This is a genomic window from Thiohalocapsa marina (assembly GCF_008632335.1).
In the GTDB taxonomy this organism is placed as follows: Bacteria; Pseudomonadota; Gammaproteobacteria; order Chromatiales; family Chromatiaceae; genus Thiohalocapsa; species Thiohalocapsa marina.
Genome location: NZ_VWXX01000004.1, coordinates 228,839 through 254,765 on the forward strand (window position 1 = coordinate 228,839; position 25,927 = coordinate 254,765).

Sequence of the window (25,927 nt, forward strand, 5' to 3'; positions counted from 1 at the left end):
AAGCTTAGTATACTGTCACCTAATCTAGGGTACGATAGGCCGCGATAGGGCCGTCACCGCAGCAAGGTCCTGTAATGCATGCAAGAATACGAGCAAGTTTAATATACCGTCACCTAAACTACGTCCCTGCACCGGGACCATGTTCTGACGGCTAGCGACTCTGGGCTGGCGATCCCGGGCTCAGAGCGCCAGTTCGATGCCGCCGACGAGGATGCCGGGGAGCAGGGCGCTGTCGCTGGAGCGTCCGCCGTAGGTGTCTGGTGAGAGGATCAATTCCCGCTCCGCCGTGAGGGCTTCAAGGCGGTCGCCGAGCAGATGATAGAGCGAGTCATCGAAACGCATCACCGCCAGGGGGGCCACGAGCGCCCCGTTCTCGACCCAGAAGGTACCGAAGCGGGTCATGCCCGTGACGCGACAGGCGTTACGATCAGACCAATTGCAGTACCAGAGGTTGCCGACATAGATGCCGGTGCCGAGCCGCGCCAGCACCTCGTCCGCGGGCAGATCGCCGGCGCCAACGGCGACGGACTCGGGCGACTCGACCGCCGCGTTGACCGGCTCGCCATACTCCTTGGCGCTGCGCGCATCCACCAGGCAATCCTTGAAGCGGCCCTGCTCGATCAGCGCCACCCGCGGCGGCTTGGCAAAACCCTCGTCGGTGAAACCGGCGCTCAAGCCCCGCCCGTGCTCTTCGTGGATGCTCAGGTCCGGATGCAGCCGCTGTTCGCCATTGACCAGCGCCAGCAGCGGGGTCTGGTGGGTGCGATGGTCCCGCAGCCCGAAACCGCCCCAGGCGAGCATGTCCATGAGTTCCTGAACCGCCGCAGGGGCCAGATAGGCGCGATAGCGGTCGGGCTCGATCCGCCGCTGCGGGCGCGCCATCACAGCCAGGCGCTCGCGCTGTCGGGCGATGCGCTCGGCAAGCGCCGCGGGCTGCCAGTCGAAGCCGCTATAGCTCTCCTTGACCGCCTTGTCGCGGTCCAGGTAGCAGCTCCAGTCCAGATTGAAGCTGTGGCTCTGCTGCCAGCAGCGATGCCCGATGGAGCTGGCGAGCCCGTCCGCCAGGCTGCCGGCGGCCCAGATACCCACCAGGTCGAGGCCTTCCGCAAATTCGGTGAGGGTGCCGATGGCCTCGTTGCTGTCGGGCAGCGTCGCCGGCAGATCGCGGTGAATCTCCAGCGCCGTCTCGCCGACGTTCAGGTAGGGGTCATCCGGCACATGGGGCAGGCGCTCGCGCAGCCGTTGCAGCAGACTCAGAGCCATGGCCTCATCGGCCGTCGAATCGCCGCTTAGTTGGCAGTCGCCTTCCACCTGCTTGCGGCCCTGGATCAGGGTCAGGCCCAGGTCGGCGCTGCGCACGCTGCCGGCCTGTCGGACCCGGTTCTGATTGAGCCGCACGAAGTCCGAGGCCTCCACGCCCAGGCGTGCGAACAGGACCTCGTCACCCTGCAGTCGGCCGTTCAGCCGATCCGCCAGACCAAAGAACGCCTCGCGCCTCATAACCCACCCCCGAACACCTCGACATCGCGGAACAGACAGGGCGGCGAGGCATGGCCCACATAGACCCCCTGGTTCGGCTCGCCCTTGCCGCAGTTGGTGACACCGCGCACTTCCAGCGTCTCAGGGCCGCCGACGCCGTCGAGCGTGCGCCAGAACCGGGCCGAAATGCCGCGGTAGCCCGGGTTGCGCACCAGGCCCTTGAGTTCGCCATCTTCGATGAGGCGACCCAGCTCGCAGCCGAACTGGAACTTGTTGCGGCTGTCGTCGATGGACCAGGAGCGGTTGCTGTCCATGAGCACGCCACGCTCGACCCGGGCGATCAGCGCGTCCAGGCTGCCCTCGCCAGGCTCCAGGTTGATGTTGGTCATGCGGTCGATGGGCGGCCGCGCCCACTCGCTGGCACGGGCATTGGCGGTGCCGGGCAGTCCCGCGCGACGCTGCGACAACACGCCGCCGAGGGGGCGCTCCAGGATGCCGTCGCGGATCAGGTGCACGCGTCTGGCCGGCGTGCACTCGTCGTCGGCGGCACAGCTCGCCAGCTCGCCGGGGACAGTGGGATCGAAGGTGACATTGAGCAGCGCCGAGCCGTAGCGGTAACTGCCGAACATCTCCGGCGTGACGAAGCTCAGGCCCGCATAGTTGCGCTCGTCGCCGAGGATCCGGTCGAGCTCCAGCGGATGGCCGATAGACTCGTGGATCTGCAGCGTCATCTGGCTCGGCAGCAGCACCAGATCGCGCCGCCCGCTCGGGCACTCCGGCGCCTCGACCAGGGCGATGGCCTCGCGGGCGACACGCTCGGCGTCCTCGATCAGACGACTCGCCGCGATGCGTTCGAGCCCGCCCTGACGGGCATGGTCTGCACCGCCGCCGTGGCGCGTCTGGGTCTGACCGTCGACATACGCCGTGGCGGACAGGCCCGGATGCACATACTCCCAGTGCTGCAGCACGTCGCCGCCATCGGCGGTGATGAGCCGCTGCACCGTCCGCCGGTGGCCGAGCCAGGCGACGCGTTCGACGATGCGCGCGTCCACGTCGAGCGCCGCGCAGGCCTCGAACAGCAGGTCGAGCTTGTCCCGCAGGGTCCGCGCGGCCCAGGGCTCGGTCACCGGAGACCGGTATTGCGCGCGCAGGGCGCTGCGTGGGTACAGACCGGCATCGAACAACCCACGACGCGCATGCAGCGCGGCGGCCCGCAGCGCCTGCTCCGACGCCCGCCGGAGCCCGGCCGCGCTGAGATCACTGGTCGCCGCATAGCCCAGCCCGCCATCCGCCAGCACTGTGACCATGGCGCCGCGTGACAGGCCAAGGCTGCTCGGCTCGGCGACGTCATCGCGGACCACCAGAGCCTCGTGTACCTCGTCTACCAGACGCAGGGTCCAGTAGCTCGCCCTTGGCGCCGACGCCGCAAAGGTGTCGACGATGTGCTGCAGTTCTTGCTCGAGATTCATCACGACAATCGGCATCCGCTACGGTTGGCGCCGGACAGTTCGGCGTCGATGAGTTTAGGGAAACGCTGATTCATTCAGCGTTTCCCGTGCAGGGCAGGAGGTCCCGCCATTGTTGGCTGCGCAAGCCGCTGAAAATGAAACGATTCGGAAACCGCGTTTTCGAATCGCGTGCTGATTTTTGGCCAGGATGGCACCGGGCGGCAAGAAGTCCGGGCAATAAAAAAGCGCCCCCGAAGATCGGCAGGCGCTTGATCGAATTGGCGTCCCCACGGGGATTCGAACCCCGGTTGCCGCCGTGAAAGGGCGGTGTCCTAGGCCTCTAGACGATGGGGACCTGAGACTGTTGGCGATGTTGTCAGCAGAAGGCCCGGTGCGCTGATTGCTGTCGGCGCTGGCCGGGCCTGATACTGTTCGCTGCGTTTTCGGACAAAATCGTCCGAAAATGATTTTTTGGTGGAGCCAGGCGGGATCGAACCGCCGACCTCAACACTGCCAGTGTTGCGCTCTCCCAGCTGAGCTATGGCCCCGTGCCAAGCCCTGCATATTAGGGGCTGCTGCCCGCGTTGTCCAGTCTTTTTTTGACCTTCGCGCCCACACCGGCCCTTGCGTCCATGGCACACAGCGTCCATGTTAGGGCGGCAACAATTTTCCTTACATTTCGCTGGGAGTCTGTTCGACATGTTACGCGTCCTTCTGTACGTCGGAACCAACTTCGCCATTCTGGCCGTGCTGTTCGTCGTGCTGAACATCCTCGGCATCGGCGACACCACCCAGGGCACCGGGCTGCTGGTCATGGCGGTGCTGTTCGGCTTCGGCGGCTCGCTGATCTCGCTGTTCATCTCTAAATGGATGGCCAAGCGCTCCATGGGCGTGCAGATCATCCAGCAGCCGACGACCCAGTTCGAGCAGTGGCTGTTCGAGATCGTGCAGCGCCAGTCCGAGCGGGCCGGCATCCGCATGCCCGAGGTTGGCATTTTCGAGTCGCCCGAGCCGAACGCCTTCGCCACCGGCTGGAACCGTAACGACGCCCTGGTGGCGGTCAGCACCGGCCTGCTGCAGCACATGACCAAGGACGAGGTGGAGGCCGTGGTGGGCCACGAGATCAGCCATGTGGCCAACGGTGACATGGTCACGCTGGCGTTGATCCAGGGCGTGCTCAACACCTTTGTCATCATCCTGGCGCGAGTCATCGGTGGCTTCGTCGATTCCGCCCTGCGCGGTCAGAATGATGAGGGCGGGCCGGGTATCGGCTACTTTGTGGTGTCCATCATCGCCGAAATCGTGCTCGGCTTCCTGGCCTCCATCGTGGTGATGTGGTTCTCCCGTTACCGCGAGTTCCGCGCCGACGCGGGCGGCGCCGATCTTGCCGGCCGGCAGAAGATGATCGATGCCCTGCGCGCGCTGCAGCGGGTGCATCAGCCCCACGACCTGCCTGCCGGCGAGTTCGCCGCCTTCGGCATCTCCGGCGGCATCGGCGACGGCATCAAGAAGCTGTTCGCCAGTCACCCACCGCTGGAGGAGCGCATCGCCGCACTGGAGAGCGGGCGCCGCTGAACAGCTCGTCACATCCGACCGTGCCAACCGCGGGCAGAACCGTCCCTGGAGACGCCCGCGGTTGCTTCTGACGCCGGTGCCCTGCGCGACTTGGCGTCAGCGGACAGCGCCCTGTTTTGCGCTTGCCCCCCGAAACCCCTCTCGTCTTTTCACTGTGCCCTCCGCGCCTCAGCGGTTAACGAAAGAGCCCCATGGACAGCATCCGTATCCGCGGCGCGCGCACGCACAATCTGAAGAATATCGATCTTGACCTGCCCCGGCAGGGCATGATCGTGCTCACCGGGCTGTCTGGGTCCGGCAAGTCGTCGCTGGCCTTCGACACCATCTACGCCGAGGGCCAGCGCCGCTACGTGGAGTCGCTGTCGGCCTATGCGCGGCAGTTCCTGTCGCTGATGGACAAGCCGGACGTGGATCAGATCGAGGGTCTGTCGCCGGCCATCTCCATCGAGCAGAAGACCACGTCGCACAACCCGCGCTCTACCGTCGGCACCATCACCGAGATCCACGACTACCTGCGACTGCTGTTCGCCCGGGTGGGCACGCCGCACTGTCCTGCGCACGGCAACCCCCTCACCGCCCAAACCGTCAGCCAGATGGTCGACCAGATCCTGGCACGACCCGCCGGCGAAAAACTGATGCTGCTGGCCCCGGTGGTCTCCGCACGCAAGGGCGAGTATCACCACCTGCTCAGTGAACTCAATGCACAGGGCTTCGTGCGCGCACGCATCGACGGCGACCTGTTCGAACTGGACGATCCGCCCGCGCTGGATCTGAAGAAGAAGCACGACATCGAGGTGGTGGTGGACCGCTTCCGGGTGCGCGACGACCTGCAACTGCGCCTGGCGGAATCCATCGAGACAGCGCTGAAGCTCTCCGGCGGCATCCTGCGGGTGGCGCGCATGGACGCCCCGGACGAGGCGCCGGAGACCTTTTCCGCCGCCTTTGCCTGCCCGGTCTGCGGCTTCAGCCTGCCGGAACTTGAACCCCGCCTGTTCTCGTTCAACAACCCCGCCGGCGCCTGCCCCAGCTGCGACGGACTCGGCGTGGAACAGTACATCGACCCGGCCAAGGTCATCACCCAGCCGGCGCTGAGCCTGGCCGACGGTGCCGTGCGCGGCTGGGACCGGCGCAACGGCTACTATTTTCGCATGCTGGAGACCCTGGCTCGGCACGACGGCTTCAACATCGACACCCCCTGGCAGGACCTGCCCGAGCAGATCCGACATCGGGTGCTGCAGGGCACAGGAACGGAAAAATTCAAGCTGAAGCTGCCGCACGAGCGTGGCAGCGGCAAGTTGCGCAGCTTCGAGGGTATCCTGCCGAACCTGGAGCGACGCTACCGCGAGACCGATTCCGCCAGCGTGCGCGAGGAACTGGCCCGCCTGATCTCCAGCCGCCCCTGCCCGGACTGCGGCGGCGCACGCCTGAACCCCGCCGCTCGCCATGTACTGGTGGGCGGACGCGGACTCGCCGAGGTGTCCGCCCTGCCGGTGGGGGACAGCCTGCGCTGGTTCGGCGAGCTGGCCCTGTCCGGCCAGCGGGCCGAGATCGGCGCCCGGGTGATCCGCGAGATCGCCCAGCGGCTGCAGTTCCTGGTGGACGTCGGCCTGGACTATCTGACCCTGACCCGCAGCGCCGAGACCCTGTCCGGCGGCGAGGCCCAGCGCATCCGGCTGGCCAGCCAGATCGGCGCCGGGCTGGTGGGTGTGATGTACGTCCTCGACGAGCCCTCCATCGGCCTGCACCAGCGCGACAACGCCCGGCTGCTGGGCACGCTCACGCGGCTGCGCGACCTGGGCAACACCGTGATCGTGGTGGAGCACGACGAAGACGCCATCCGCGCCGCCGATCATGTGGTGGACCTGGGCCCCGGGGCTGGCGTGCATGGCGGTCGCATCGTCGCCCAGGGCACCGCGGAACAGATCGCCGCCAATCCGGCCTCGCTCACCGGGCAGTACCTCAGCGGCACCCAGCGCATCGAGATCCCGTCGACGCGGCACGTCGCCGCCGGCGGCCAGGCATTGCGCGTCCTCGGTGCCGCCGGCAACAACCTGCGCAACATCGATGTCGCCATCCCGGTCGGCACCTTCTGCTGTGTCACCGGCGTGTCCGGCTCCGGCAAGTCGACGCTGATCAACGACACCCTGCACCCGGTGGCCGCCAGCCGGCTGAACAACGCTAGCCTGCGGCCGGCGCAGCATCGGGCAGTGGAGGGGCTGGAACACTTCGACAAGGTGGTGGACATCGACCAGAGCCCCATCGGTCGCACGCCGCGCTCCAACCCGGCCACCTATACCGGCCTGTTCGGCCTGGTGCGCGACCTGTTCGCGGCGGTGCCCGAGGCCCGCTCCCGGGGCTACACCAGCGGGCGTTTCAGCTTCAATGTCAAGGGCGGACGCTGCGAGGCCTGCAAGGGCGACGGTCTGATCCGGGTAGAGATGCACTTTCTGCCGGACATCTATGTGCAGTGCGACGCCTGCGGCGGCCGGCGCTACAACCGCGAGACGCTGGAGATCCGCTACAAGGGCAAGACCATCGACGAGGTGCTGGACCTGACCGTGGAAGACGCGCTGGCGTTCTTCGCGCCGGTGCAGGCCCTCAGGCGCAAGCTGCAGACGCTGATGGATGTCGGCCTCAGCTACGTGCGCCTGGGCCAGAACGCCGTGACCCTGTCCGGCGGCGAGGCGCAGCGCATCAAGCTCAGCCGTGAACTCAGCAAGCGCGACACCGGCCGCACCCTGTACATCCTCGACGAGCCCACCACCGGCCTGCACTTCCACGACGTGCGGCACCTGCTGGCGGTGCTGCACCGACTGCGCGATGCCGGCAACACGGTGGTGGTCATCGAGCACAACCTGGACGTGATCAAGACCGCTGACTGGATCATCGACCTGGGCCCCGAGGGCGGCGACCGGGGCGGCGAGGTGGTCGCCGTCGGCACGCCGGAACAGATCGCCGACTGCGCGGCCTCGCACACCGGCCGCTTTCTCCGTCCCCTGCTGCAACGCGGCTGGTAGCCGACGACAACGAAATCCTGCCTTTTTCGCGCCTTGTTCAACCGCAAGGACGCTGAGAACGCAGAGGCAATGCGGGGCATTTCTACTCTCTGTGTTCCTTTGCGTCTGCTGCGGCTCAGCGGTTTGAATTCGGCGCTGCTGGCCGGCAGCGGCTGGCGACTGACGACCAATAGCCGCATAATCCCCGGGTTTTATCCGCCTTCAACCCACCGGGGTCACCCTCATGCCGTCAAATCCCGCCCGGGGCGCGGCCTTCATGCTGCAAGGCATCCGCCTCATCGGCCGTCCCGGCCTCAAGCGTTTCGTGCTGGTGCCGTTGCTGGTCAACATCCTGGTCTTCTCCGCCGCCATCTGGTGGGGCGCAGGCCGGTTCGACGCGCTCATGACACGGCTGCAGGCCACGGTGCCGGGCTGGCTCGCCTGGCTGGAATGGCTGCTCTGGCCGGTGTTCGTCGTGGCGCTGCTGATCGTCGTGTTCTACACCTTCACGCTGGTTGCCAACCTGATCGCGGCGCCGTTCAACGGCCTGCTGGCGGAGAAGGCCGAGACGCTGCTGTCCGGCCACGAACCGACCCAGGGCGCGGATGACCTGAAGAAACTGATGCGCGCGCTGCCGCGCACGCTGCTGGACGAGCTGCGCAAGCTGCTCTATGCCGTGCTCTGGAGCGTGCCGTTCCTGATCCTGGCCTTCGCCGTGCCGCTGGTGGGCCCGGTGATCTGGTTCCTGTTCACCGCCTGGATGCTGGCGTTGCAGTACAGCGACTTCCCCATGGGCAACCACGGGCTCAGCTTCCGGCAGATGCGCGCGGCCCTGCGCCGGCGCCAGCTCATGAGCCTTGGCTTCGGCGCCGCCGCAGCAGGGCTGACGCTGATCCCGGTGGTCAACTTCATCGTCATGCCGGCGGCTGTCGCCGGCGCCACGGCGATGTGGGTTCGGGAACTCCGACCGGCTGAGCCGTCAGCCTGACCAGGAAGATTGACAATGGTCAATAATGCGCGCAACGCATAGGGGTTCTTCTATGGGTGAGATCAGAAACTCGAAACACACATTCCAACGCGCCCGCCTATACTAGCCGCCCATGAACTCCCGCCAGAAGTGTGGGAATTTGTAGCGGGCGCATCCGCGCGACTGCGTGACCACACGCAAATCACCACGACCCTTGATAGACGAGAGGCAACACATGGCGAAGAAATATGATGCCGGCGTAAAGGACTACCGCGAAACGTACTGGATGCCGGACTACACGCCGAAGGAGACCGACCTGCTGGCCTGCTTCAAGATCACGCCCCAGGCAGGCGTGCCGCGTGAAGAGGCCGCTGCCGCCGTGGCCGCCGAGTCTTCCACCGGCACCTGGACCACCGTCTGGACCGACCTGCTGACCGACCTCGACTACTACAAGGGTCGCGCCTACGCCATCGAGGACGTGCCGGGCGACGACAGCTGCTTCTACGCCTTCATCGCCTACCCGATCGACCTGTTCGAGGAAGGCTCGGTGGTCAACGTCTTCACCTCGCTGGTAGGCAACGTGTTCGGCTTCAAGGCCGTGCGCGCCCTGCGTCTGGAGGACGTCCGCTTCCCCATCGCCTACGTCATGACCTGCAACGGCCCGCCGCACGGCATCCAGGTCGAGCGCGACATGATGAACAAGTACGGCCGCCCGATGCTCGGCTGCACCATCAAGCCGAAGCTGGGCCTGTCGGCCAAGAACTACGGCCGTGCCGTCTACGAGTGCCTGCGTGGCGGTCTGGACTTCACCAAGGACGACGAGAACGTCAACTCCCAGCCCTTCATGCGCTGGCGTCAGCGGTTCGACTTCGTCATGGACGCCATCGACAAGGCCGAGCGCGAGACCGGCGAGCGCAAGGGTCACTACCTGAACGTCACCGCGCCGACCCCGGACGAGATGTTCAAGCGCGCCGAATACGCCAAGGAGATCGGCGCCCCGATCATCATGCATGACTACATCACCGGCGGCTTCTGCGCCAACACCGGTCTGGCCCAGTGGTGCGCCGACAACGGCGTGCTGCTGCACATCCACCGCGCCATGCACGCCGTGCTCGACCGCAACCCGCACCACGGCATCCACTTCCGTGTGCTGACCAAGATCCTGCGTCTGTCCGGCGGTGACCACCTGCACACCGGCACCGTCGTCGGCAAGCTGGAGGGCGACCGCGCCTCCACCCTGGGCTGGATCGACCTGCTGCGCGAGCCCTACGTCAAGGAAGACCGCAGCCGCGGCATCTTCTTCGACCAGGACTGGGGCGCCATGCCCGGCGCCTTCGCCGTCGCCTCCGGCGGCATCCACGTCTGGCACATGCCGGCACTGGTGACCATCTTCGGCGACGACTCCGTGCTGCAGTTCGGCGGCGGTACCCTGGGCCATCCCTGGGGCAACGCGGCCGGCGCCGCGGCCAACCGCGTCGCCCTGGAGGCCTGCGTCGAGGCCCGCAACCAGGGCGTGGCGATCGAGAAGGAAGGCAAGGAAGTCCTCACCAAGGCAGCGGCCAACAGCCCCGAGCTGAAGATCGCCATGGAGACCTGGAAAGAGATCAAGTTCGAGTTCGACACCGTCGACAAGCTGGACGTGGCGCACAAGTAAGCCGCCAGCGGCCCGCCGCCAGCCGGGCGTCAATCCATGACGCCCCGGCTGTCGGACTGATCGAACGTCAACACTGATTCGCCTGCCACCGCCAGTTTCGCCACCCGCACGCTTGCTGGAGGCTCGAGACTGGAGGCTGGCGGCCTCAAGCATCCGAGGATTTAACACAATGAGCGCAATGCAGGACTACAAGTCGAGCCTGGCCGACGTCACCAGCCGCAAGTTCGAGACCTTCTCCTACCTGCCCGAGATGGACGCCGAGCGCATCCGCAAGCAGGTGGAGTACATCGTCTCCAAGGGCTGGAACCCGGCCATCGAGCACACCGAGCCGGAGAACGCCTTCGACCACTACTGGTACATGTGGAAGCTGCCGATGTTCGGCGAGACCGACATCGACACCATCCTGGCCGAGGCCGAGGCCTGCCACAAGGCGCACCCCAACAACCATGTGCGCCTGATCGGCTTCGACAACTACGCCCAGTCCAAGGGCGCCGAGATGGTCATCTTCCGCGGCAACCCGGTCTGAGCCGCCTTCGCCCACGCGAAGCAATGACAACGGACTGACGAATAGCCCTGCTCCGCCCCGCGGGGCGGGGCTTTTTTCTTTCCGGATTGCCCGGCGCACCCGCGCCGCCAGCTCAACCAGACAGGCGAACCTCTGCCATGACAGACATCGACCGCGACCAGTACCAGATCAAGACCGAACCTTACTACCGCCCGGTGGCCGACGAGATCGCCATGTACGAGGCGGCCTACGCCGCGCGCATGCCGGTGATGCTCAAGGGCCCGACCGGCTGCGGCAAGTCGCGCTTCGTCGAGCACATGGCCTGGCGCCTCGGCAAGCCGCTGATCACCGTGGCCTGCAATGAGGACATGACCGCCTCCGACCTGGTCGGGCGCTTCCTGCTCGACATCAACGGCACCAAGTGGCAGGACGGCCCGCTGACCGTGGCCGCGCGCATCGGCGCCATCTGCTACCTGGACGAGGTGGTCGAGGCGCGCCAGGACACCACCGTGGTGATTCACCCCCTGACCGACCACCGCCGCGAGCTGCCGCTGGAGAAGAAGGGCGAGCTGGTGCATGCCCACCCGGACTTCCAGCTGGTCATCTCCTACAACCCGGGCTATCAGTCCCTGATGAAGGACCTCAAGCAGTCCACCAAGCAGCGCTTCGGCGGCCTGGACTTCGACTATCCGAAGACCGAGGTCGAGTCCGAGATCGTCGCCCACGAAGGCGGCGTCGACAAGGAAACCGCCGAGAAGCTGGTGCAGATCGCCCAGCGCTCGCGCAACCTCAAGGGCCATGGCCTGGACGAAGGCATGTCCACCCGCCTGCTGGTCTACGCCGCGCAGCTCATCAGCAAGGGCATCAGCCCCCAGGACGCCTGCCAGATGGCCCTGGTCACCCCGCTGACCGACGACCCGGACATGCGCGACACCCTTGGAGCGGCGGTAAATACCTACTTCTGAGGCCTTCGCAATTTGAACCGCAGAGACACAGAGGACGCAGAGAATGCGCAGAGATTCGACAAAGTTCAGGATGGACTCAACCGGTTGACAGAGCGGGTCATCGGCGCCTCGATCGAAGTGCATCGATGCCTTGGGCCAGGGTACCTTGAGGCGGTCTACGAGGAGGCGCTGGCGTGCGAGCTGACGGACCAAGGGATTGCGTTTCGGCGACAACACCCATTCGCCTGCGTCTACAAGGGGCACAGGGTTGGGGAAGGCAGACTCGACCTCTTCGTCGCCGATCAGCTCATCGTTGAGCTGAAGGCGATGGACTCGATCAGCGCGATACACCGGGCGCAGGTCATTTCCTACCTGCGGGCACTGAACCGGCCTCTCGGGCTGCTGATAAACTTTAATGTGCCGTTGCTCAAGCACGGCCTCCACCGGATCATTCTCAGCTCTTGACTCTGCGTCCTCTGTGCCTCTGCGGTTAACACAGGCAACCCAGCGCTATGAGTATCGAATTCACAGACTACGTCCAATGCCTCGACGAGAACGACCACGAGCACCGCGAGGCGCTCGAGTCGGCCTATCACGAGGCGCAGCGGGTGATGTCGCCGCGCGGCCTGCAGAACTATCTTGAGGGCATGCGCGCCATGTGCTCCATGGGTCGCGGGCAGGATCTGGTACTGACCTATGTGCAGGAGATGCCCGGGGTCGCCAAGGAGGTCGGCGAGGACGTGCTCCCGGACATCGTCGAGTCCATGATGAAGCTGGCCTCGCACACCTCCGGCAGCGTCATCACCATGATCCTCTCCACCATGCCGCTGGCCGCGTCGCGGCTCGGCGATGCCGAGGTGCTGCGTGGCTACCTGCGGCTGCTGCACCAGCTCGCCGGCAAGGCGCCGCGCGGGCTGCGGCCGATGATGGAGAACATGGACGAGCTGCTGTCCAAGCTCACCCTGGGCGGCCTGCGCCGCTGGGCGCTCTGGGGCGCCCAGGCCCATGCCCGCGACCTGGACGGCCAGATGGCCTACTTCGGCCTCAAGACCGAATCCGCCAAGGCGGTGCTGCAGAAGGAGCGTCGCGGCACGCTGTTCGTCGACAGCCAGCGCAAGCTCAACTTCTATCTGCGCGCGCTCTGGGGCCGGGCCTTCTTCATGCGCCCCACCGCCGGCGACTACGAGACCCGCCAAGGCCTGCGGCCCTTCATCGAAGACTTCCAGATCCACGTGCCGGACGCCTTCGACCCGTTCCGCGGCATCGACGGCATCGACCTCTACCGCGCCGCCGCCGCCCATGCTGCGGCGCACATGGTCTACACGCTCCAGCCCGTCTCCGCCGAGGAACTGTCCCAGGCGCAGATGCGCTTCATCGAGCTGTTCGAGGACGCCCGGGTGGAATACCTGGCCTACCGGGAGTTCCCAGGCCTGCGCAAGCTCTGGCTGCGGTTCTTCACCGCCGAGCCCGGCGCCGACGACGACTACGCACCGCCGCACGAGATGATGCGCCTGATGCTCGGCGTCACCCGTGCCATCATGGACCCGGACTACCGCCACACCGAGCCGCTGATCAACAGCGTCGCCGATGCGTTCCGCGCCAGGCTGGAGGCAGACCCCAACGATCCGCGGCTTGCCTGGATGGCCGGCATCGACTTCTACAACCGGGTCACCGCCATCGCGCCCATCCCCGGCGTGCGCGTGCTCTCCGACTGGCCCATCCCCTACCGCGACGACAACCGCTACTTCTGGAACTTCAGCGAGAACCTGTTCGTCTCCAAGGGCATCGACTACCTGCCCGCCAGCCAGGGCACGGTGCGGCGCAACGTCTCGGTGATGGAGATGGTCAACGAGATCGACTCCGAGCTGCAGGACGGCAGCCCGCAGGAGGTCTGGGTGCTGAACACCGAGCTCTTCCCCTACGAGGACATGGGCATCAGCTACAACGAGATGGAGGGCGTGGAGCCGGTCTCGGACCCCTACCACTATGCGGAGTGGGACTACCAGGTGCAGCTGGCGCGGCCGGACTGGGCCACGGTGATGGAGCGCCGCCAGGGCCGCGGCGACCCGGAGATCATGGACGCCATCCTGGACAAGCACAAGCCCATCGCCAGCCGCATCCGCCACCTCATCGACGCGCTGCAGCCCCAGGGCATCGTACGCCGGCGCGGCTACGAGGAGGGCGAGGAACTGGACCTGGATGCCGCCGTGCGGGCCATGATCGACATCCGCCGCGGCGTCATGCCCGATCCGCGCATCAACATCCGTATCACGCGCCATGTGCGGGACCTATCCATCGTCGTGCTCATGGATCTGTCCGAGTCCACCAACGAGAAGGTTGGCGGCCTGCAGGAGGGCGAGCCCGGCTACGACGAGCAGCCCAGCGTGCTGGACCTGACCCGCGAGGCCACCGGCCTGCTGGCCTGGGCCATCGACTCCATCGGCGACAACTTCGCCGTACACGGTTTCGCCTCCGATGGCCGCCACGACGTGCAGTACTTCCGTTTCAAGGACTTCGAGCAGCGCTACGACGACGACGCCAAGTCGCGCATGGCCGCCATGACCGGCGGCCTGTCCACGCGCATGGGCGCCGCCCTGCGCCACGCCGGCTGGCATCTGACCCAGCAGAGCGCGCAGAAGCGCATGGTGCTCTTGATCACCGACGGCGAGCCGGCGGACATCGACGAGCGCGATCCGCAGTACCTGCGCCACGACGCCAAGAAGGCCGTGGAGGACCTGGCCATGCAGGGCATCTACACCTACTGCCTGACCCTGGACCCCAACGCCGACCGATACGTGGCGCGCATCTTCGGCGAGAACAACTACGCCATCGTCGACCACGTCGAGCGGCTGCCGGAGCGGCTACCCAACGTCTTCGCTGCGCTCACCGCGTAACAGCGCCCACGACGCGATGGAACGAAACCGCCAGGGCACAGAGCACACAAAGCTCGGAGGAGCGGTTCCCCGGGACGCACCCTGGAAAGTCTCATCGGGTCAACCGCGGCGGCGATGCCGGGCCGCAGTGACAGATTCGCATGGCACGTTATTGAGAGGAAGGGAGGGTGGAACAAGCGCAACCTTTCCACCAACTACCAATTCCAATTGCTACTATTTGAAGACGGGGCGGCCTCACACACCGGCACGGAGACACCGAGCATGGGACTGGCGCAACGCGACGAAGCGCATCATACCTACGGCGACTACCTGACCTGGCCGGATGACGTGCGCTACGAACTCATCGACGGCGTTGCCTACCTGATGGCACCGGCGCCGACGCTGGACCATCAGGATGTCGCCGGCGAGCTTTACTATCAACTGCGGCAAGCGCTGGAAGGCAAATCCTGCCGCGTCTATATCGCCCCGGTGGACGTCCGCCTGCCCAAGGCCAACGAGGACGATGCCTTCATCGACACCGTGGTCCAGCCCGACGTGCTGCTGGTCTGCGACCCCGGCAAGCTCGACCGCCGCGGCGTGCGCGGTGGGCCGGATCTGATCGTCGAGGTGCTCTCCCCCAGCACCGCCAGTCACGACCAGATCCGCAAGCTCCGCGTCTACGAACGCGCCCGGGTGCGCGAATACTGGCTGGTCCACCCCGTCGACCGCATCCTCACCATCTATCGCCTGGACGAGGACGACTACGGCAAACCGGACATCCGCGAACTCGCCGGCGAGACCCCGATCGGCGTTCTGCCTGGCGTCTCGATCCACTGGGACGCACTGATCGCCCGCCTCGGCCCAGCCGAAGACTGAAGCACTCCCAGCCCCGATTCGGGGCCCGTTCAGACCAGGCGGTCTTCCACAGGCGCGGGTTGGACCGCTTGTCCTGCGCGGCTGGCCACGGCTTCGGTTGCGCCACGGATCATGCCTCGGTGTTGCCCGATACTGGTGGTGCAGGGTCCGGTGGCATCAAGGTGACAACCTTCATCGAGCCGACGGGCACCCGGCCCTTCATCGGCTGGCGCGACAGCAGCAGATCGACGGCCTTGGGCAACTCCGCCATCAGACGCCGCTGGGTCTGCTCCTGATCCGGGTGATAATGGACCACGTCCATGGACACGGGCGCGGTGAGCGAATCCCGCGGTTCGGCCGCCAGACGCTGCCAGGCCAGCAGGATCATGCGCCCGCCTTCGTCGCCGCGCACCGCATAGGCCTCGCTGTCGACGAACAACACCTCGTCCGGCGTGATGACGGCCAGAAACTGCATGCCGCGGATCGGCACGAAGACATGGGCCAGCCGGCTGCGGCTCAGCAACAGCCTGCAGCGGTTGAACAGATCCGCCCGGATGCGGCCATGCTCGCGTCTGAGCTCATCCGGACGAAAGAAGGTCTGGGGTTGGTTGAACATGTTCTTGGAGCCGCCAGCATCCAGTCTCCAGCCGCCAGCCGCCAGCCGTCGACCCCGGATTAACCGCAGAGGCCCAGAGAACGCAAAGTAGAAGAAGAGCTTCTTCGGGTGGGCGCCTACGGCACCCCAGGTATGAATCTCCGCTATTCCTCTGCGCACTCTGCGCCTCTGCGGTTAAAGCGGCAGCGACGGCAGCGGCGGCTGGCGGCTGGAAGCTTCCCCTCAATCGTCTTCCAGCGCGTTGTCCGGGTCCCAGCCCCTGTCCCGCGCCTGGCGCGTGGCCTCGTCGTAGATGCGCTGATGCCGCTGCTGCAGCTCCGGGGGCAACCTTGAGGGCAGATGGCCATAGGGCCCCCAGGCGGCGCTGACCTTGTCGTACAGCGCCTGGATGCCCTGTACGGTCCAGCCCGCGCAGGTCTCGGTCTCCGGGATGATGCCGAACACCCAGGCATCGCGGATGATGTTGCCGGTGGGATTCATGCCGGCGTTCGGGTCGTTGTCGATGCCCGGATACTTCTGGTCTCTCATGCTGACCCTCGTCTCTGTCATGCGTCGTTTCGATGGCCCGATTCTATACCGGATCCACTGGCCGCGAACCTCCGCGCGCGTACTGCGCGCTGCAAACCAACGCATTAGCCCGGGACAGTCACCAGTGTCGTCGCTTGTAATCCAGCGCCCGCAGAAGGTCACGGGGAGAGTCGTTGAGCCAGAGACCGAACAGCAGTCCCGCCCGCAGCGGGCTGCGCCGGAACAGTTGATCCGGCTGGCGATCAAGCCAGAAGCGCCAATAGCGTCTACGCAGCGGATCGACCCGCAGCGCGTTCATGAAGGACAGCGGGATCAACGCATCCGGCCCAGAAGAAAACAGATGGTTAACGCGGATCGCCGTCGCGAAGGCCGCATTGGCCAGGCCGAGGCGGCGCGCATCATCGGCAAGGCGCGGCCAGTCGACCGGCTCTCGACTGCGCCGCACCTGCAACGCAATGTCCAGCATCCGCACCAGACGCGCCGCCAGATACTCCGTCACCGCGGGATGGATCAGGCTGAGCAGCAATTCGTCATGCGCCGACAGACAGGGGTAGCCATCGATACGGCATCGACGGCCAAGCCAGCGTTCGGCGGGATTATGGCGCAGCCGGCCCTTGCTCATGGGGGCGTTGTGCAGGTCGATCTCAACGCCGCGCACGGTCAACGCACGTTCGTGACCTTGCACAGACCCCGCAATGGGCCGCGCGCCGGCGGCACGCAGCGCGGCCACCGCGGCATCCAGGTCTTGCGGACGCACCAGCAGGTCGATGTCCGCCGCAAGACGCATCCACGGGTACTCATAGACCGAACGCGCCAGCGCAAAACCCTTGATGAAGGCCCAGGGACCGCCCCAGGCGTCGAGGGCATCCCTGACAGCCGCGCCGGCAATCTTGAGCCGCAGGGATCGGCCGACGCAGTTCAGGCGTTGGGCGCGCCAGGCCGGATCCGGCAGCGGGTCATGATCGCGGTCGGGCTCGCGCAATCGGAGGCCCGTCGCCAGACCGGCAAGCACGGGCAGCAGGCCCTCTGCGTCCAGCCATCGCCCGTGGGTGGGCAGATCCGGCAGCGACGCCACATTATGCGGATGCCGTGCCGATTGGGCTTCGGACTCGAGCCAGTCCCGCAGCAGGCCGAGGGTTTGTTCCACGCCAGTCTTGTTCATTCTGCGATCATCGCGCATCCCCACTGTCCATGAAACACCGACTTGACAAACCAGAGGCCGCTTTCCAGACTAAACACTATCAACCGATGGCCACACTCTGCCTCGACGTTCCGATACTGACCGGCAAGACGGAAACAGGCGCCACGGCGATATGACCAGCCGCGCGGCAGCGCTCCCAGATCGCTTACCAGATCGCTTATAAGGACACGACCGATGACATCGCCCCAGCCGAACGAAGACAATGCCCTCCAAGTTGAGCATGTCGGCCGCCGTCGACTCCTGAAGGCCCTGGCTGCCGGCGGCGTCGGCGCCGCGCTGCTGCCGAAGGAATGGACCAGGCCCATCGTCGACAGCATGCTGCTGCCGGCCCATGCGCAGGGTAGCGTCGGCTCCCTCACCGGAACTTACACCAATTTAATCAACGGCAACGGTGTCGGCGCAGCGCAATCGCCAAGTGTGTTTGAACGGCTTGCCAATGCGTTCATTCCCGCTGCGCACGCAGTTGTTGTTGAATGCATCCCCAACACAATCCCGTGCGCGGTCATGCGGGTTTTTGACAACAATTTTGTCCGAGTCGCAATGCGCGCAGTCGATAACACGGTGGGACACGGCTCTTCCAACGTGAACCCCGTGAATGGCCAGATTCCAGAATTTGACGTTTTCTATGGTAATCCGACACCAAATGTTATCGCCACGTTCTCAAACTGCGTCGTAGGCGGAGGCAGCATCTCTGGACAGGTAAACTACGATTATAACTCCTTGTACTGCAACTCAGGCTTCACACTCAACCGTTACGACGTCGACCCGAACGCGAACGTCAGCTGTTCGGTTACATAACATCCACTCACAGAAGAACACAAAAGAAGACCGTTTCTAAAACTCCGTCACCCCCTGGTGCCGCGTCGGCACCTCGGGGTCGCAGAGGATCTGGAACCCCATCTCCCGCAGTCGGTGACAGATCCAGAAGTCCTCCGACAGATAGGTCCCGCCGACCACCCCCACCCGAAACACATCGTATTGTACCGCCGCCAAGGGGGTGCCCCGGCTGTGCTGCGGCCGGTAAACACGGCCCTCGGCAATGGCCTCTGCCACCAGCGCATCCACCGCCGCGCGCGACAGCATCAGCGCCGCAGTCCCCACATGCACGACGCTATGCAACGGCCCTCGCTCTCCCAGGCAGGGACCAACATTGAAGATCTTCTCGCCGCGCGCATTAAAACCCTTCAGCGCCACTGGCGCCGAGACCACGTCCGCCCCATGGCCCAGGAGTCGCTTCAGGCCCCAGGCTGGCAGAAAGACATCCCCGTCCAGAAACAGCAGATGGCTGAACTGCTGATCCGCATGGAACTGCGACAGGATGGCATTGCGCGCCCGCGTGATCAGGCTCTCATTGCCAATGGTGGACAGCGTAAAGCGGATGCCGGCGCGGAAATAGTCGGCGATGGATGACAAGTAGTCCACGTGTACCATGCCGCCGTAGGCGGGGGTACCGATGAGAACGTGCTGGTTTTCAGGCATGGCAGGAGATCGACGATCTCGGGGTTGAAGCAAAAAGTTGGAAATCGGATTCGGGAGACTGAGCAGGCACTAGGATACGGGGTGCTGAAGCAGTCCGCCCAGGGGGTCCAGCCGCTCGTATTTGCCCGGATTGCCAGTCAACTGGCGCTGCACCTCGCATAGAAAACGAAAACGCTCTGGCTGCATGGCGGCAAGTTCCCGCAACAGGGCCAGATTGTTGGCGTAGTGCGGCGAACCATAGGTCGTCTCGGCCGGGCGCTGATGCCACAGATGCAGCGCGTTGTGCTGGTGCAGTTCGGCAATATCTGCCGTGGTGCGCTGCAGACGCAGTGACATGGCATCGTCCTCGGCGCCCCAGCCAAGGAAACGCTCGTCGAAGCCGCCCATGTGGCGCAAGAGATCCCGGCGCAGCATGAAGGCGCCACCGCAAAAACACAGCGACTCATGGCCGGCCCGCTGGCGGCTGGCATCGTCGCGCTCGAAACACGGCGGCCGGGTCTGTTGCAGCAGCCCATCGCTCTCCGCCTGGCTCAGATCAGCCAGCGCACCATAGGGGTTCACCGCCAGCATCCGTCGGCTGCAGAGCATGGCCGCGGCCTGCAGGGCCTGGGTCGGTACCAGCAGATCGGCATCACAGAAAAACAGGACATCGCCACGCGCGGCCCGGACGCCCACGTTAAAACCCCAGGGCCTGTTGAACGGACCGGGGTTCACCACGAACAGGCGCTTGATGCCCTCCGGCAGCGCCTCGCTCTCGAGGACCGGAGCCTGATCCTGCTCAACCAGCACGAACTCCCAGTCCAGCTGCCGCCGGTACCAGGCCAGCACAAAGGCCAGATTGTCCAACCGGCGCGGGTCGCCGGCGCGGAAGGTGGTGATGAAGGTAACAGCCATGATCGTCCTGTGTCGTCGCCCGCCCGTGCGCCCTTATTCTTGTCCCCGCCGGGCAAGCTCGTCCGCGAGCCACCCGATGACCTGAGACGGGTGACTGTAAAAGACGGCATATCCCTGTGCCTGTCGCGCCAGGTCAAGCAGGCGCGGCAGGCCGCGCCGAGGCAGATTGCGGGCGTTGAGCAGCGTGGCCGTCAGCGCCACGGCACAGCGCGCCGGGCTCATCGGCTCGACAGTGAATTCATCGCCACCGACAAAACGCGGAAACAGCATCAGCGTGGCCAGGGCGGGTGTCGGCTCGGTGTCCTCGCAGGGCAGCAGGGTGATCGGGCCGCTACGCAGGGCCTGAGGCATTTGACGCTCGAGCCAGCCCAGGCCCTGCACGGCGGACGCGCCACGTTGCTTGAGATTCAGCGGGCGCGCGAGCCCATGCAACATTCCCCGGTCATCCACGGCCACCAGCTCGTCAGTCAGAAACCGGTAACCGTGCTCGATCATCCACGCCGACAGGGTTGTCTTGCCGCTGCCGCTGCGGGCCGCCATCAGGATGCCTTGCTCGCCCCTCGCAAGGGCGGCGGCATGCAGCATCAGGTGCTGGTCCTCGCCATTGGACAAGCCGTGCAACAGCGCCTGGCAGAGCACATGCGGCAGCTGCGCCTCGTCCAGCACCTGCGGCATGGACGGGCCGCCCCCTTCGATGCGGTAGCCCCCCGGCTCCCGGTGCACTCGAATCTGATGGGCGGCAGAGCCGCCGACCGGGCAAAGATGGCCCGCAAACAGCGTCTGCAGCGCCTCGATCGGCGCACGACAGTCTGCCTGGACCGCAACGTGCCGGTTCGCAAGACGAATGCCGATCAGGTTCTGCTCGGACTCAGACAACCGTCACCAGCTCTCTGGTCATGAGCATGCCCAGGGCGTCGCGCACCTGCTGTTCGATGTCATCCTCAACCTCGGGATAAGCATCACGGATCAGCTCGACCATGTCGGCGCCAGTGCGCTGCCCGTCGCATAGTTGCCAGATGATGCGTGCGGTTTCGCTGAGGTAGACGGTATCCTCACGCTCTGGCACGTAGGCGAGCAGATCGCCGCCGGCGTCTTCGAGTTCCAGGTCAGGGCGCGCCTGGTATCGCGCATTCAGGTCACTCATGCTCGTTCGCCTGTCTGGTGGGAGAACAGTGAATGGATGTTGCGAATGGTACCATTGCCCCGGAAGGAGAGGGGTCGGATATGGGCCGGATGCAGCGCCTGTCCGGCGGCAGCTTCATCGCAAATCAGGGCCAACAGATGATACCCCGGATCATACATCAGACATGGAAAACGAACCGTGTTCAACAAGGCATGCTACCGCTGCAGGCGAGCTGGAAAAGGCACCACGGCCACTGGGAGTACCGGTTCTGGACCGATGCCGACAATCTGGCCTTTCTGACGGCCCACTACCCCGAATTTCTGCCCATCTACCAGGGCTATGCCAGCCCGATCTGCCGGGCGGACGCAATCCGGTATTTCCTGCTGTACCACTTCGGGGGGTTGTACGCCGACCTGGACTTCGAATGCCTGCGGCCGTTCGATGCGCTGCTGGAGGGCAAGGGCGTGGTCCTGGGTCTGGAGCCGGACGCACACTTGGGGCAACACAAACACTTCGAACACGACCGCATCGTCTGCAACGCCCTCATGGCTTCCCGGCCCGGCCATCCGTTCTGGCGGTTCGTCATCGATCTTCTCAAGGACACCAGCCGTCACCCGGGCCCACTGGATGCGACAGGACCCTACCTCCTGACCCGTGCCGTCGCCGAGTACCGCGGCGAAGATGCACCCGAGCTCCTCTCCGCTTCGGTTCTCTACCCGATCACATCCGACCAAAGCACCGAGGGGCAGCTGTTTGATCTGAAATTTTTTCTGCAGGCCGTCGAGAACGCCCACGCCATGCACCACTGGGCCGGCACCTGGTGGCGCACGGAGAGGGTCCCGGATACCTTCGCCACCGCCGTCGCGCAGGTGCAACTGGTCGATCACGGGATGCCTGCCGGCGCGCTGGCCCTGCAGTTGCGCACGACAACGGCGGATCTTGATGCCTGGCCAACCGTCTCCTGCCTGATGGTCACCGGATCACGCCCCGCCCAGGCCCGGCTCGCCATCGCCGCCTTCTGTGCCCAGACCTACCCCAACAAGGAACTGGTGATTCTGGATGACGGCGCAGACGACACCCTGGCCGAACATGTTCAAGCACTGGCCGATGCGCGGGTCCGACACATCCGCGTACCCGCATCCGCCCGGACCCTTGGCGCACTGCGCAACCAGGCCGTCGCCCTGGCCAGTGGGGAATACATCTGTCAGTGGGATGACGACGACCTGTACGACCCTGCGCGCCTCTCGACGCAGATGGCCGTGCTGCGCGCGACGGCCTCAACCGCCTGCCTGCTCAGTCGCTGGCTGGTGTGGTGGCCGGCACAGCAACGGCTTGCTGTCTCGCCGTCACGCCCCTGGGAAGGCTCGCTGTTATGCGCCAAGGCCGCCCTGCCTACCTATGCCGATCTTGCCCGGGGCGAAGATACGCCGGTCATCGACACCCTGCTGCAGTCGCAGCGCGTTGCGCTGCTGGACCAGGCCCGGCTCTACCTGTACGTCCGCCACGAGCGTAACGCCTTTGGAGCCGCCCATTCCGAGCAGATCTGGGAAGCCGCGTCGCTGCAGGTGCCACCAGATCGCTACGACACCGTGCTGGACGAACTGGGCAAGCGCGTGGATATCGCAAACTATCTGCAAGCCCTCGACGGCCCCGAACCCGATCCCGTGGCTGCGGCACCCGTGGGTATCGCATCCGCGCAACCGGCTGAAGCCGCGGCGCCAGCGAAGTCGACCGTCGATGCCCCCGACATCCCTGGACAACCGAGACCCCTCCGACTGCGACCTGACGAATGCCCGTCGGTCCTGGTGCTGACGCCGGTCAGAAATGTCGCCGCCCTGCTGCCCGGCTTTTTCGAGCAATTGCTCGCGCTGGAGTATCCCCAGGACCGCCTTAGCCTCGCCTTCATTGACGGCGCGAGCGACGACAACACCCTCCCGGAGCTGCATGCGCTCTGCCAACAGCACGGGCCGCGGTTCGCCCGCACCAACGTCATCAGCGCGGACTACGGCTTCCAGTTCATCACCAACCGCAAGGCGCCGGAGCACCAATTCGAACGCAGGGCCATCCTGGCCCGTAGCCGCAATGAACTTTTCCGTCGCGCCTTTCAGGGCGAGACCTGGATCCTGTGGCTCGACGCGGATGTTGTTGCTTACCCCGCGGACGTGCTCATGCAGCTGCTGCGCTACGGCAAACGGGTCATCACGCCCCACTGCGTGCTGGCCCCGGGCGGACCCAGTTACGACCTGAACAGTTTCCGCTTCAAGCCCAACGCGGCGGCGCAGGCCTGGGAGGTTACCCTCGACGGCATCATGCAGCCTCCGCGGGGCCTTGGCCGGCAGTATCTCGAGGATTTTCGTGGCCAGGAACTGGTCGAACTCAGCGCCGTGGGCGGAACCATGCTGCTTGTTGATGCCCGCATTCACCAGGCGGGGTTCCTCTTCCCTGACTACAGCTACCGCGGCCTGATCGAAACCGAGGGCTTCGCCGCCCGCTGTCGCGACAGCGGCATCGCGAGCTGGGGACTGCCTGATCTGGAAATCGTTCATGCCACCCCCTGACCACCCGGATCACTCCCGCAAGCACACACAACACCGTGACCGAAGCCATGAAACTGACCCATGTCTGGTGGTCGAAAGGCCTCGGGCTCCTTGCTGACCAGAACGGAGGACTGGACCATGTGTTTGCAGGAACCGAACAGATTCTCGACCCCGTACAATTGCGACAGCGATACAGAACCGATGGCCGCATCTACTGGGTGAAGCTCGGCTCCCATGGCAAAGCGGGAAAGCACGGAAACCTTGATTTGTTCGCCCAGGAGGTTATGCCGTTTATCTCCCGGCCGTTCATCCTGATTACCAGCGATGGCGACTCAACCGTTCCGGACGAGATTCCCGACGAGACCCTGCACTCGATTCTTTCCAGCCCCCACCTGCTCGCCTGGCATACGCAAAATCTAAGAACGCCCAATCCCCATCGCGGGCTTAACGGCGTACCCATTGGGCTGGACCTTCACACGAACCGGGGCGCAGGAAATGGACACCACCTTCTGCGAGAACTGGAAACGATACGTAATAGTCACCAGGACCGCTACCTGCATCCCATGATTTTCGCGGATGCCTGCCTGAATCGGAGCTCGCCATCGCGACACCAACTCTGCCCCGTCCTGGCCGATTCGCCACACATTCACATCCCCCCAAACCGCCTGAACCAGAAGGACTTGTGGCGCGAGTACAAGAAACACAAGTTTGTACTCTCCTTGCAAGGAAATGGCCTGGATTGCCACCGCACATGGGAAGCGCTCTATCTTGGCGCCTTTGTGCTCTGCCAGCGCAATGGCCTGTCGCATCTTTACGAAGGCCTGCCGGTCTACGAATTCGACGATATTCAGGAGATCCTCGATCCGGCACTCATTAGAGATCTGGAGAGCGCATTCTCCACCAGAAAAATCAACCTTGAAGCACGCTTTCTGGATTTCTCCAAATCGCTACGGCAGACCCTCAACAGAAAAACACCTTCACCTCAGGACAACCTTGCGAGCTGCGATCCCCCAAACACGGGACTGACCGAGCCGGCTCGCAATGGAATTGAGCACGGACCAGCAAGTACACGCAGGAAGAAGATCATCCTCTTCTACAACACCATGTGGGACCAACCCCTGACTTACAACGACGAAGACATTCCCGAAAACTTTATACCGACAACGGACAGATACTACTTTCGGTACGCCGCCGCAGTTGTCTTCCACCTGCCATCGCTGCAGGTGCCCCAGCCGATCAGCAAGAGGGAAGGGCAAATCTGGGTTGCATGGACCATGGAATGCTGTGAAGCACACTACCCAAGGATGTGCGACCCTGCTTTTGCGAGCTTATTCGATCTTCGCATGGATTATCATCCCGAATCAGATATCTTTGTATCTTACATCCCCGATGATCTTCAAAATTTTCACGCAGCTCCAGTTCCGAAATACGGCAAAGAATTCCTGATCAACTCCTTCATCTCCAGCCCTTACAACCATAGCGGCAGAGTAGAATATCTCACGAAACTCATGCAATACATGGATGTGCACTGTTATGGAAGACTGTTGCAGAACAGACTGATCCAGCACGACAAAGGAAGGGTATCGAAACTTGAAACAATCGCAAGATACAAGTTCACCCTTGCCTTTGAAAACGCCATCGCACAAGATTATGTCACGGAAAAATTTTACGACCCTTTGACAGCCGGTTCGGTCCCCGTCTACCTCGGCGCCCCAAATATCGATGAGTTCGCGCCGGGAGAGGGATGCTTTATCAATATTGCAGACTTCCCATCTCCTCAGGCCCTGGCTGACCACCTGCTACAACTGGCAAACAACCCGACTCGATACAGTCACTATCTTGAATGGAGGCAGAAGCCATTCAGCAAGCCATTCTCACGCCTCCTGGAGAAACAAAAAGCACCTCCATTCACGCAATTGTGCAGGAAGGTGGAAGAACGACTCCGCCGCCATCAAATTAGGACTGAATTGCATTCCGCCCAGTAACAGCATTTGCATAACGTTGAAAAGGGCCTTGATCATCGTTCCGGCCACCTCCCGAAGCGGGGTTTGGTGGACGGCGCTGCGCTTGTCCACCCTACCGGCTACCGGCCGGCGCGACGATCAAGACCTTGAAACGAGACCGCAGACTCTCGGCTCTTCAGGGCAAAACTACGATATAAATAGGACTTGTTTTATGCAAGTGGCGCCGCGGCAGATTCCTTATCAGTAACGCATGATCGTCCTCATATAATTTTTGACCTTGACGCCGCCC

21 protein-coding genes and 2 tRNA genes are annotated in these 25,927 nt (G+C 64.4%); 12 read left to right on the top strand and 11 right to left on the bottom strand.

What is annotated here, in order from left to right:
* Nucleotides 1–180 precede the first annotated feature (180 nt).
* The 4 genes from F2Q65_RS04975 to F2Q65_RS04990 form a co-directional block, all read right to left on the bottom strand.
* The gene (locus F2Q65_RS04975) at nt 181–1,500 is read right to left on the bottom strand and encodes a TldD/PmbA family protein (protein WP_150091021.1); all 1,320 of its coding nucleotides are present in this window, start codon (nt 1,498–1,500) and stop codon (nt 181–183) included.
* Nucleotides 1,497–2,948, bottom strand: coding sequence for a TldD/PmbA family protein (locus F2Q65_RS04980; RefSeq protein ID WP_150091023.1), 1,452 nt, complete (start codon nt 2,946–2,948; stop codon nt 1,497–1,499). Before F2Q65_RS04980 ends, F2Q65_RS04975 begins: the two co-directional genes overlap by 4 nt.
* A gap of 258 nt (nt 2,949–3,206) precedes the next feature.
* A tRNA-Glu gene (locus F2Q65_RS04985) sits at nt 3,207–3,282 on the bottom strand.
* A gap of 117 nt (nt 3,283–3,399) precedes the next feature.
* Nucleotides 3,400–3,475, bottom strand: a tRNA-Ala gene (locus F2Q65_RS04990).
* 151 nt (nt 3,476–3,626) lie between these two features.
* On the opposite strand from F2Q65_RS04990, the gene htpX reads away from it, so the two are divergent.
* From htpX to F2Q65_RS05035, 9 genes are all read left to right on the top strand, one after another.
* Nucleotides 3,627–4,502 carry a protease HtpX gene (gene htpX / locus F2Q65_RS04995; protein ID WP_150091025.1) on the top strand — a complete coding sequence of 292 codons (876 nt, stop codon included), beginning with the start codon at nt 3,627–3,629 and terminating at the stop codon, nt 4,500–4,502.
* 191 nt (nt 4,503–4,693) lie between these two features.
* A complete protein-coding gene (uvrA, locus tag F2Q65_RS05000) occupies nt 4,694–7,519 on the top strand; it encodes an excinuclease ABC subunit UvrA (RefSeq protein WP_150091027.1) in 2,826 nt (941 codons plus the stop codon).
* A 223-nt stretch (nt 7,520–7,742) separates the two neighbouring features.
* A complete protein-coding gene (cysZ, locus tag F2Q65_RS05005; RefSeq protein WP_150091029.1) occupies nt 7,743–8,486 on the top strand; it encodes a sulfate transporter CysZ in 744 nt (247 codons plus the stop codon).
* A 214-nt stretch (nt 8,487–8,700) separates the two neighbouring features.
* On the top strand, nt 8,701–10,119 hold the full coding sequence (locus F2Q65_RS05010; RefSeq protein ID WP_150091031.1) for a form I ribulose bisphosphate carboxylase large subunit: 1,419 nt from the start codon (nt 8,701–8,703) through the stop codon (nt 10,117–10,119).
* A gap of 169 nt (nt 10,120–10,288) precedes the next feature.
* On the top strand, nt 10,289–10,645 hold the full coding sequence (locus tag F2Q65_RS05015) for a ribulose bisphosphate carboxylase small subunit (protein ID WP_150091033.1): 357 nt from the start codon (nt 10,289–10,291) through the stop codon (nt 10,643–10,645).
* 137 nt (nt 10,646–10,782) lie between these two features.
* On the top strand, nt 10,783–11,589 hold the full coding sequence (locus tag F2Q65_RS05020) for a CbbQ/NirQ/NorQ/GpvN family protein (RefSeq protein ID WP_150091035.1): 807 nt from the start codon (nt 10,783–10,785) through the stop codon (nt 11,587–11,589).
* A gap of 12 nt (nt 11,590–11,601) precedes the next feature.
* Nucleotides 11,602–12,033 (top strand): GxxExxY protein, encoded by a 432-nt coding sequence (locus tag F2Q65_RS05025; protein WP_150091037.1) that lies wholly within the window; start codon nt 11,602–11,604, stop codon nt 12,031–12,033.
* A 47-nt stretch (nt 12,034–12,080) separates the two neighbouring features.
* Nucleotides 12,081–14,462 carry a nitric oxide reductase activation protein NorD gene (locus tag F2Q65_RS05030; RefSeq protein WP_150091039.1) on the top strand — a complete coding sequence of 794 codons (2,382 nt, stop codon included), beginning with the start codon at nt 12,081–12,083 and terminating at the stop codon, nt 14,460–14,462.
* 261 nt (nt 14,463–14,723) lie between these two features.
* Nucleotides 14,724–15,317 carry a Uma2 family endonuclease gene (locus tag F2Q65_RS05035; protein ID WP_150091041.1) on the top strand — a complete coding sequence of 198 codons (594 nt, stop codon included), beginning with the start codon at nt 14,724–14,726 and terminating at the stop codon, nt 15,315–15,317.
* Nucleotides 15,318–15,426: 109 nt separating this feature from the next.
* On the opposite strand, the gene F2Q65_RS05040 is transcribed toward F2Q65_RS05035, so the two are convergent.
* From F2Q65_RS05040 to F2Q65_RS05050, 3 genes are all read right to left on the bottom strand, one after another.
* Nucleotides 15,427–15,912, bottom strand: coding sequence for a hypothetical protein (locus F2Q65_RS05040; protein ID WP_150091043.1), 486 nt, complete (start codon nt 15,910–15,912; stop codon nt 15,427–15,429).
* Nucleotides 15,913–16,134: 222 nt separating this feature from the next.
* Complete coding sequence (locus F2Q65_RS05045) at nt 16,135–16,440, bottom strand: hypothetical protein (RefSeq protein WP_150091045.1); 306 nt, start codon at nt 16,438–16,440, stop codon at nt 16,135–16,137.
* A 118-nt stretch (nt 16,441–16,558) separates the two neighbouring features.
* The gene (locus F2Q65_RS05050; protein ID WP_170265532.1) at nt 16,559–17,602 is read right to left on the bottom strand and encodes a nucleotidyltransferase family protein; all 1,044 of its coding nucleotides are present in this window, start codon (nt 17,600–17,602) and stop codon (nt 16,559–16,561) included.
* Nucleotides 17,603–17,815: 213 nt separating this feature from the next.
* Here F2Q65_RS05050 and F2Q65_RS05055 point away from each other — a divergent pair, with 213 nt between their 5' ends.
* Nucleotides 17,816–18,439, top strand: coding sequence for a twin-arginine translocation signal domain-containing protein (locus F2Q65_RS05055; protein ID WP_150091049.1), 624 nt, complete (start codon nt 17,816–17,818; stop codon nt 18,437–18,439).
* Nucleotides 18,440–18,475: 36 nt separating this feature from the next.
* On the opposite strand, the gene F2Q65_RS05060 is transcribed toward F2Q65_RS05055, so the two are convergent.
* The 4 genes from F2Q65_RS05060 to F2Q65_RS05075 all read right to left on the bottom strand — a co-directional run bounded on the left by F2Q65_RS05060 (nt 18,476) and on the right by F2Q65_RS05075 (nt 21,158).
* The gene (locus F2Q65_RS05060; RefSeq protein WP_150091051.1) at nt 18,476–19,120 is read right to left on the bottom strand and encodes a hypothetical protein; all 645 of its coding nucleotides are present in this window, start codon (nt 19,118–19,120) and stop codon (nt 18,476–18,478) included.
* A gap of 69 nt (nt 19,121–19,189) precedes the next feature.
* Nucleotides 19,190–20,014 carry a glycosyltransferase family A protein gene (locus F2Q65_RS05065; RefSeq protein WP_150091053.1) on the bottom strand — a complete coding sequence of 275 codons (825 nt, stop codon included), beginning with the start codon at nt 20,012–20,014 and terminating at the stop codon, nt 19,190–19,192.
* A 33-nt stretch (nt 20,015–20,047) separates the two neighbouring features.
* Nucleotides 20,048–20,890, bottom strand: coding sequence for a phosphoenolpyruvate carboxykinase (ATP) (locus F2Q65_RS05070; RefSeq protein WP_150091055.1), 843 nt, complete (start codon nt 20,888–20,890; stop codon nt 20,048–20,050).
* Nucleotides 20,883–21,158 carry a PqqD family protein gene (locus tag F2Q65_RS05075; protein WP_150091057.1) on the bottom strand — a complete coding sequence of 92 codons (276 nt, stop codon included), beginning with the start codon at nt 21,156–21,158 and terminating at the stop codon, nt 20,883–20,885. The genes F2Q65_RS05070 and F2Q65_RS05075 overlap by 8 nt, the downstream gene beginning before the upstream one ends.
* 191 nt (nt 21,159–21,349) lie before the next feature.
* On the opposite strand from F2Q65_RS05075, the gene F2Q65_RS05080 reads away from it, so the two are divergent.
* The gene (locus tag F2Q65_RS05080; protein ID WP_170265534.1) at nt 21,350–23,695 is read left to right on the top strand and encodes a glycosyltransferase; all 2,346 of its coding nucleotides are present in this window, start codon (nt 21,350–21,352) and stop codon (nt 23,693–23,695) included.
* 47 nt (nt 23,696–23,742) lie between these two features.
* Nucleotides 23,743–25,659: a glycosyltransferase family 10 domain-containing protein gene (locus tag F2Q65_RS05085; protein ID WP_150091060.1), complete on the top strand. Its 1,917-nt coding sequence runs from the start codon at nt 23,743–23,745 to the stop codon at nt 25,657–25,659.
* Nucleotides 25,660–25,927: the final 268 nt, after the last annotated feature.

What these genes read in the sequence shown, in the direction of transcription:
- F2Q65_RS05030 (WP_150091039.1), top strand. Translation starts at nt 12,081, where the DNA reads ATGAGTATCGAATTCACAGACTACGTCCAATGCCTCGACGAGAACGAC.
- F2Q65_RS05035 (WP_150091041.1), top strand. Translation starts at nt 14,724, where the DNA reads ATGGGACTGGCGCAACGCGACGAAGCGCATCATACCTACGGCGACTAC.
- F2Q65_RS05060 (WP_150091051.1), bottom strand. Translation starts at nt 19,120, where the DNA reads ATGCCTGAAAACCAGCACGTTCTCATCGGTACCCCCGCCTACGGCGGC.
- htpX (WP_150091025.1), top strand. Translation starts at nt 3,627, where the DNA reads ATGTTACGCGTCCTTCTGTACGTCGGAACCAACTTCGCCATTCTGGCC.
- F2Q65_RS05010 (WP_150091031.1), top strand. Translation starts at nt 8,701, where the DNA reads ATGGCGAAGAAATATGATGCCGGCGTAAAGGACTACCGCGAAACGTAC.
- F2Q65_RS04975 (WP_150091021.1), bottom strand. Translation starts at nt 1,500, where the DNA reads ATGAGGCGCGAGGCGTTCTTTGGTCTGGCGGATCGGCTGAACGGCCGA.
- F2Q65_RS05080 (WP_170265534.1), top strand. Translation starts at nt 21,350, where the DNA reads ATGCTACCGCTGCAGGCGAGCTGGAAAAGGCACCACGGCCACTGGGAG.
- F2Q65_RS05050 (WP_170265532.1), bottom strand. Translation starts at nt 17,602, where the DNA reads ATGAACAAGACTGGCGTGGAACAAACCCTCGGCCTGCTGCGGGACTGG.
- F2Q65_RS05085 (WP_150091060.1), top strand. Translation starts at nt 23,743, where the DNA reads ATGAAACTGACCCATGTCTGGTGGTCGAAAGGCCTCGGGCTCCTTGCT.
- F2Q65_RS04980 (WP_150091023.1), bottom strand. Translation starts at nt 2,948, where the DNA reads ATGAATCTCGAGCAAGAACTGCAGCACATCGTCGACACCTTTGCGGCG.
- F2Q65_RS05055 (WP_150091049.1), top strand. Translation starts at nt 17,816, where the DNA reads ATGACATCGCCCCAGCCGAACGAAGACAATGCCCTCCAAGTTGAGCAT.
- uvrA (WP_150091027.1), top strand. Translation starts at nt 4,694, where the DNA reads ATGGACAGCATCCGTATCCGCGGCGCGCGCACGCACAATCTGAAGAAT.
- F2Q65_RS05065 (WP_150091053.1), bottom strand. Translation starts at nt 20,014, where the DNA reads ATGGCTGTTACCTTCATCACCACCTTCCGCGCCGGCGACCCGCGCCGG.
- F2Q65_RS05045 (WP_150091045.1), bottom strand. Translation starts at nt 16,440, where the DNA reads ATGAGAGACCAGAAGTATCCGGGCATCGACAACGACCCGAACGCCGGC.
- F2Q65_RS05015 (WP_150091033.1), top strand. Translation starts at nt 10,289, where the DNA reads ATGAGCGCAATGCAGGACTACAAGTCGAGCCTGGCCGACGTCACCAGC.
- F2Q65_RS05075 (WP_150091057.1), bottom strand. Translation starts at nt 21,158, where the DNA reads ATGAGTGACCTGAATGCGCGATACCAGGCGCGCCCTGACCTGGAACTC.
- F2Q65_RS05020 (WP_150091035.1), top strand. Translation starts at nt 10,783, where the DNA reads ATGACAGACATCGACCGCGACCAGTACCAGATCAAGACCGAACCTTAC.
- cysZ (WP_150091029.1), top strand. Translation starts at nt 7,743, where the DNA reads ATGCCGTCAAATCCCGCCCGGGGCGCGGCCTTCATGCTGCAAGGCATC.
- F2Q65_RS05040 (WP_150091043.1), bottom strand. Translation starts at nt 15,912, where the DNA reads ATGTTCAACCAACCCCAGACCTTCTTTCGTCCGGATGAGCTCAGACGC.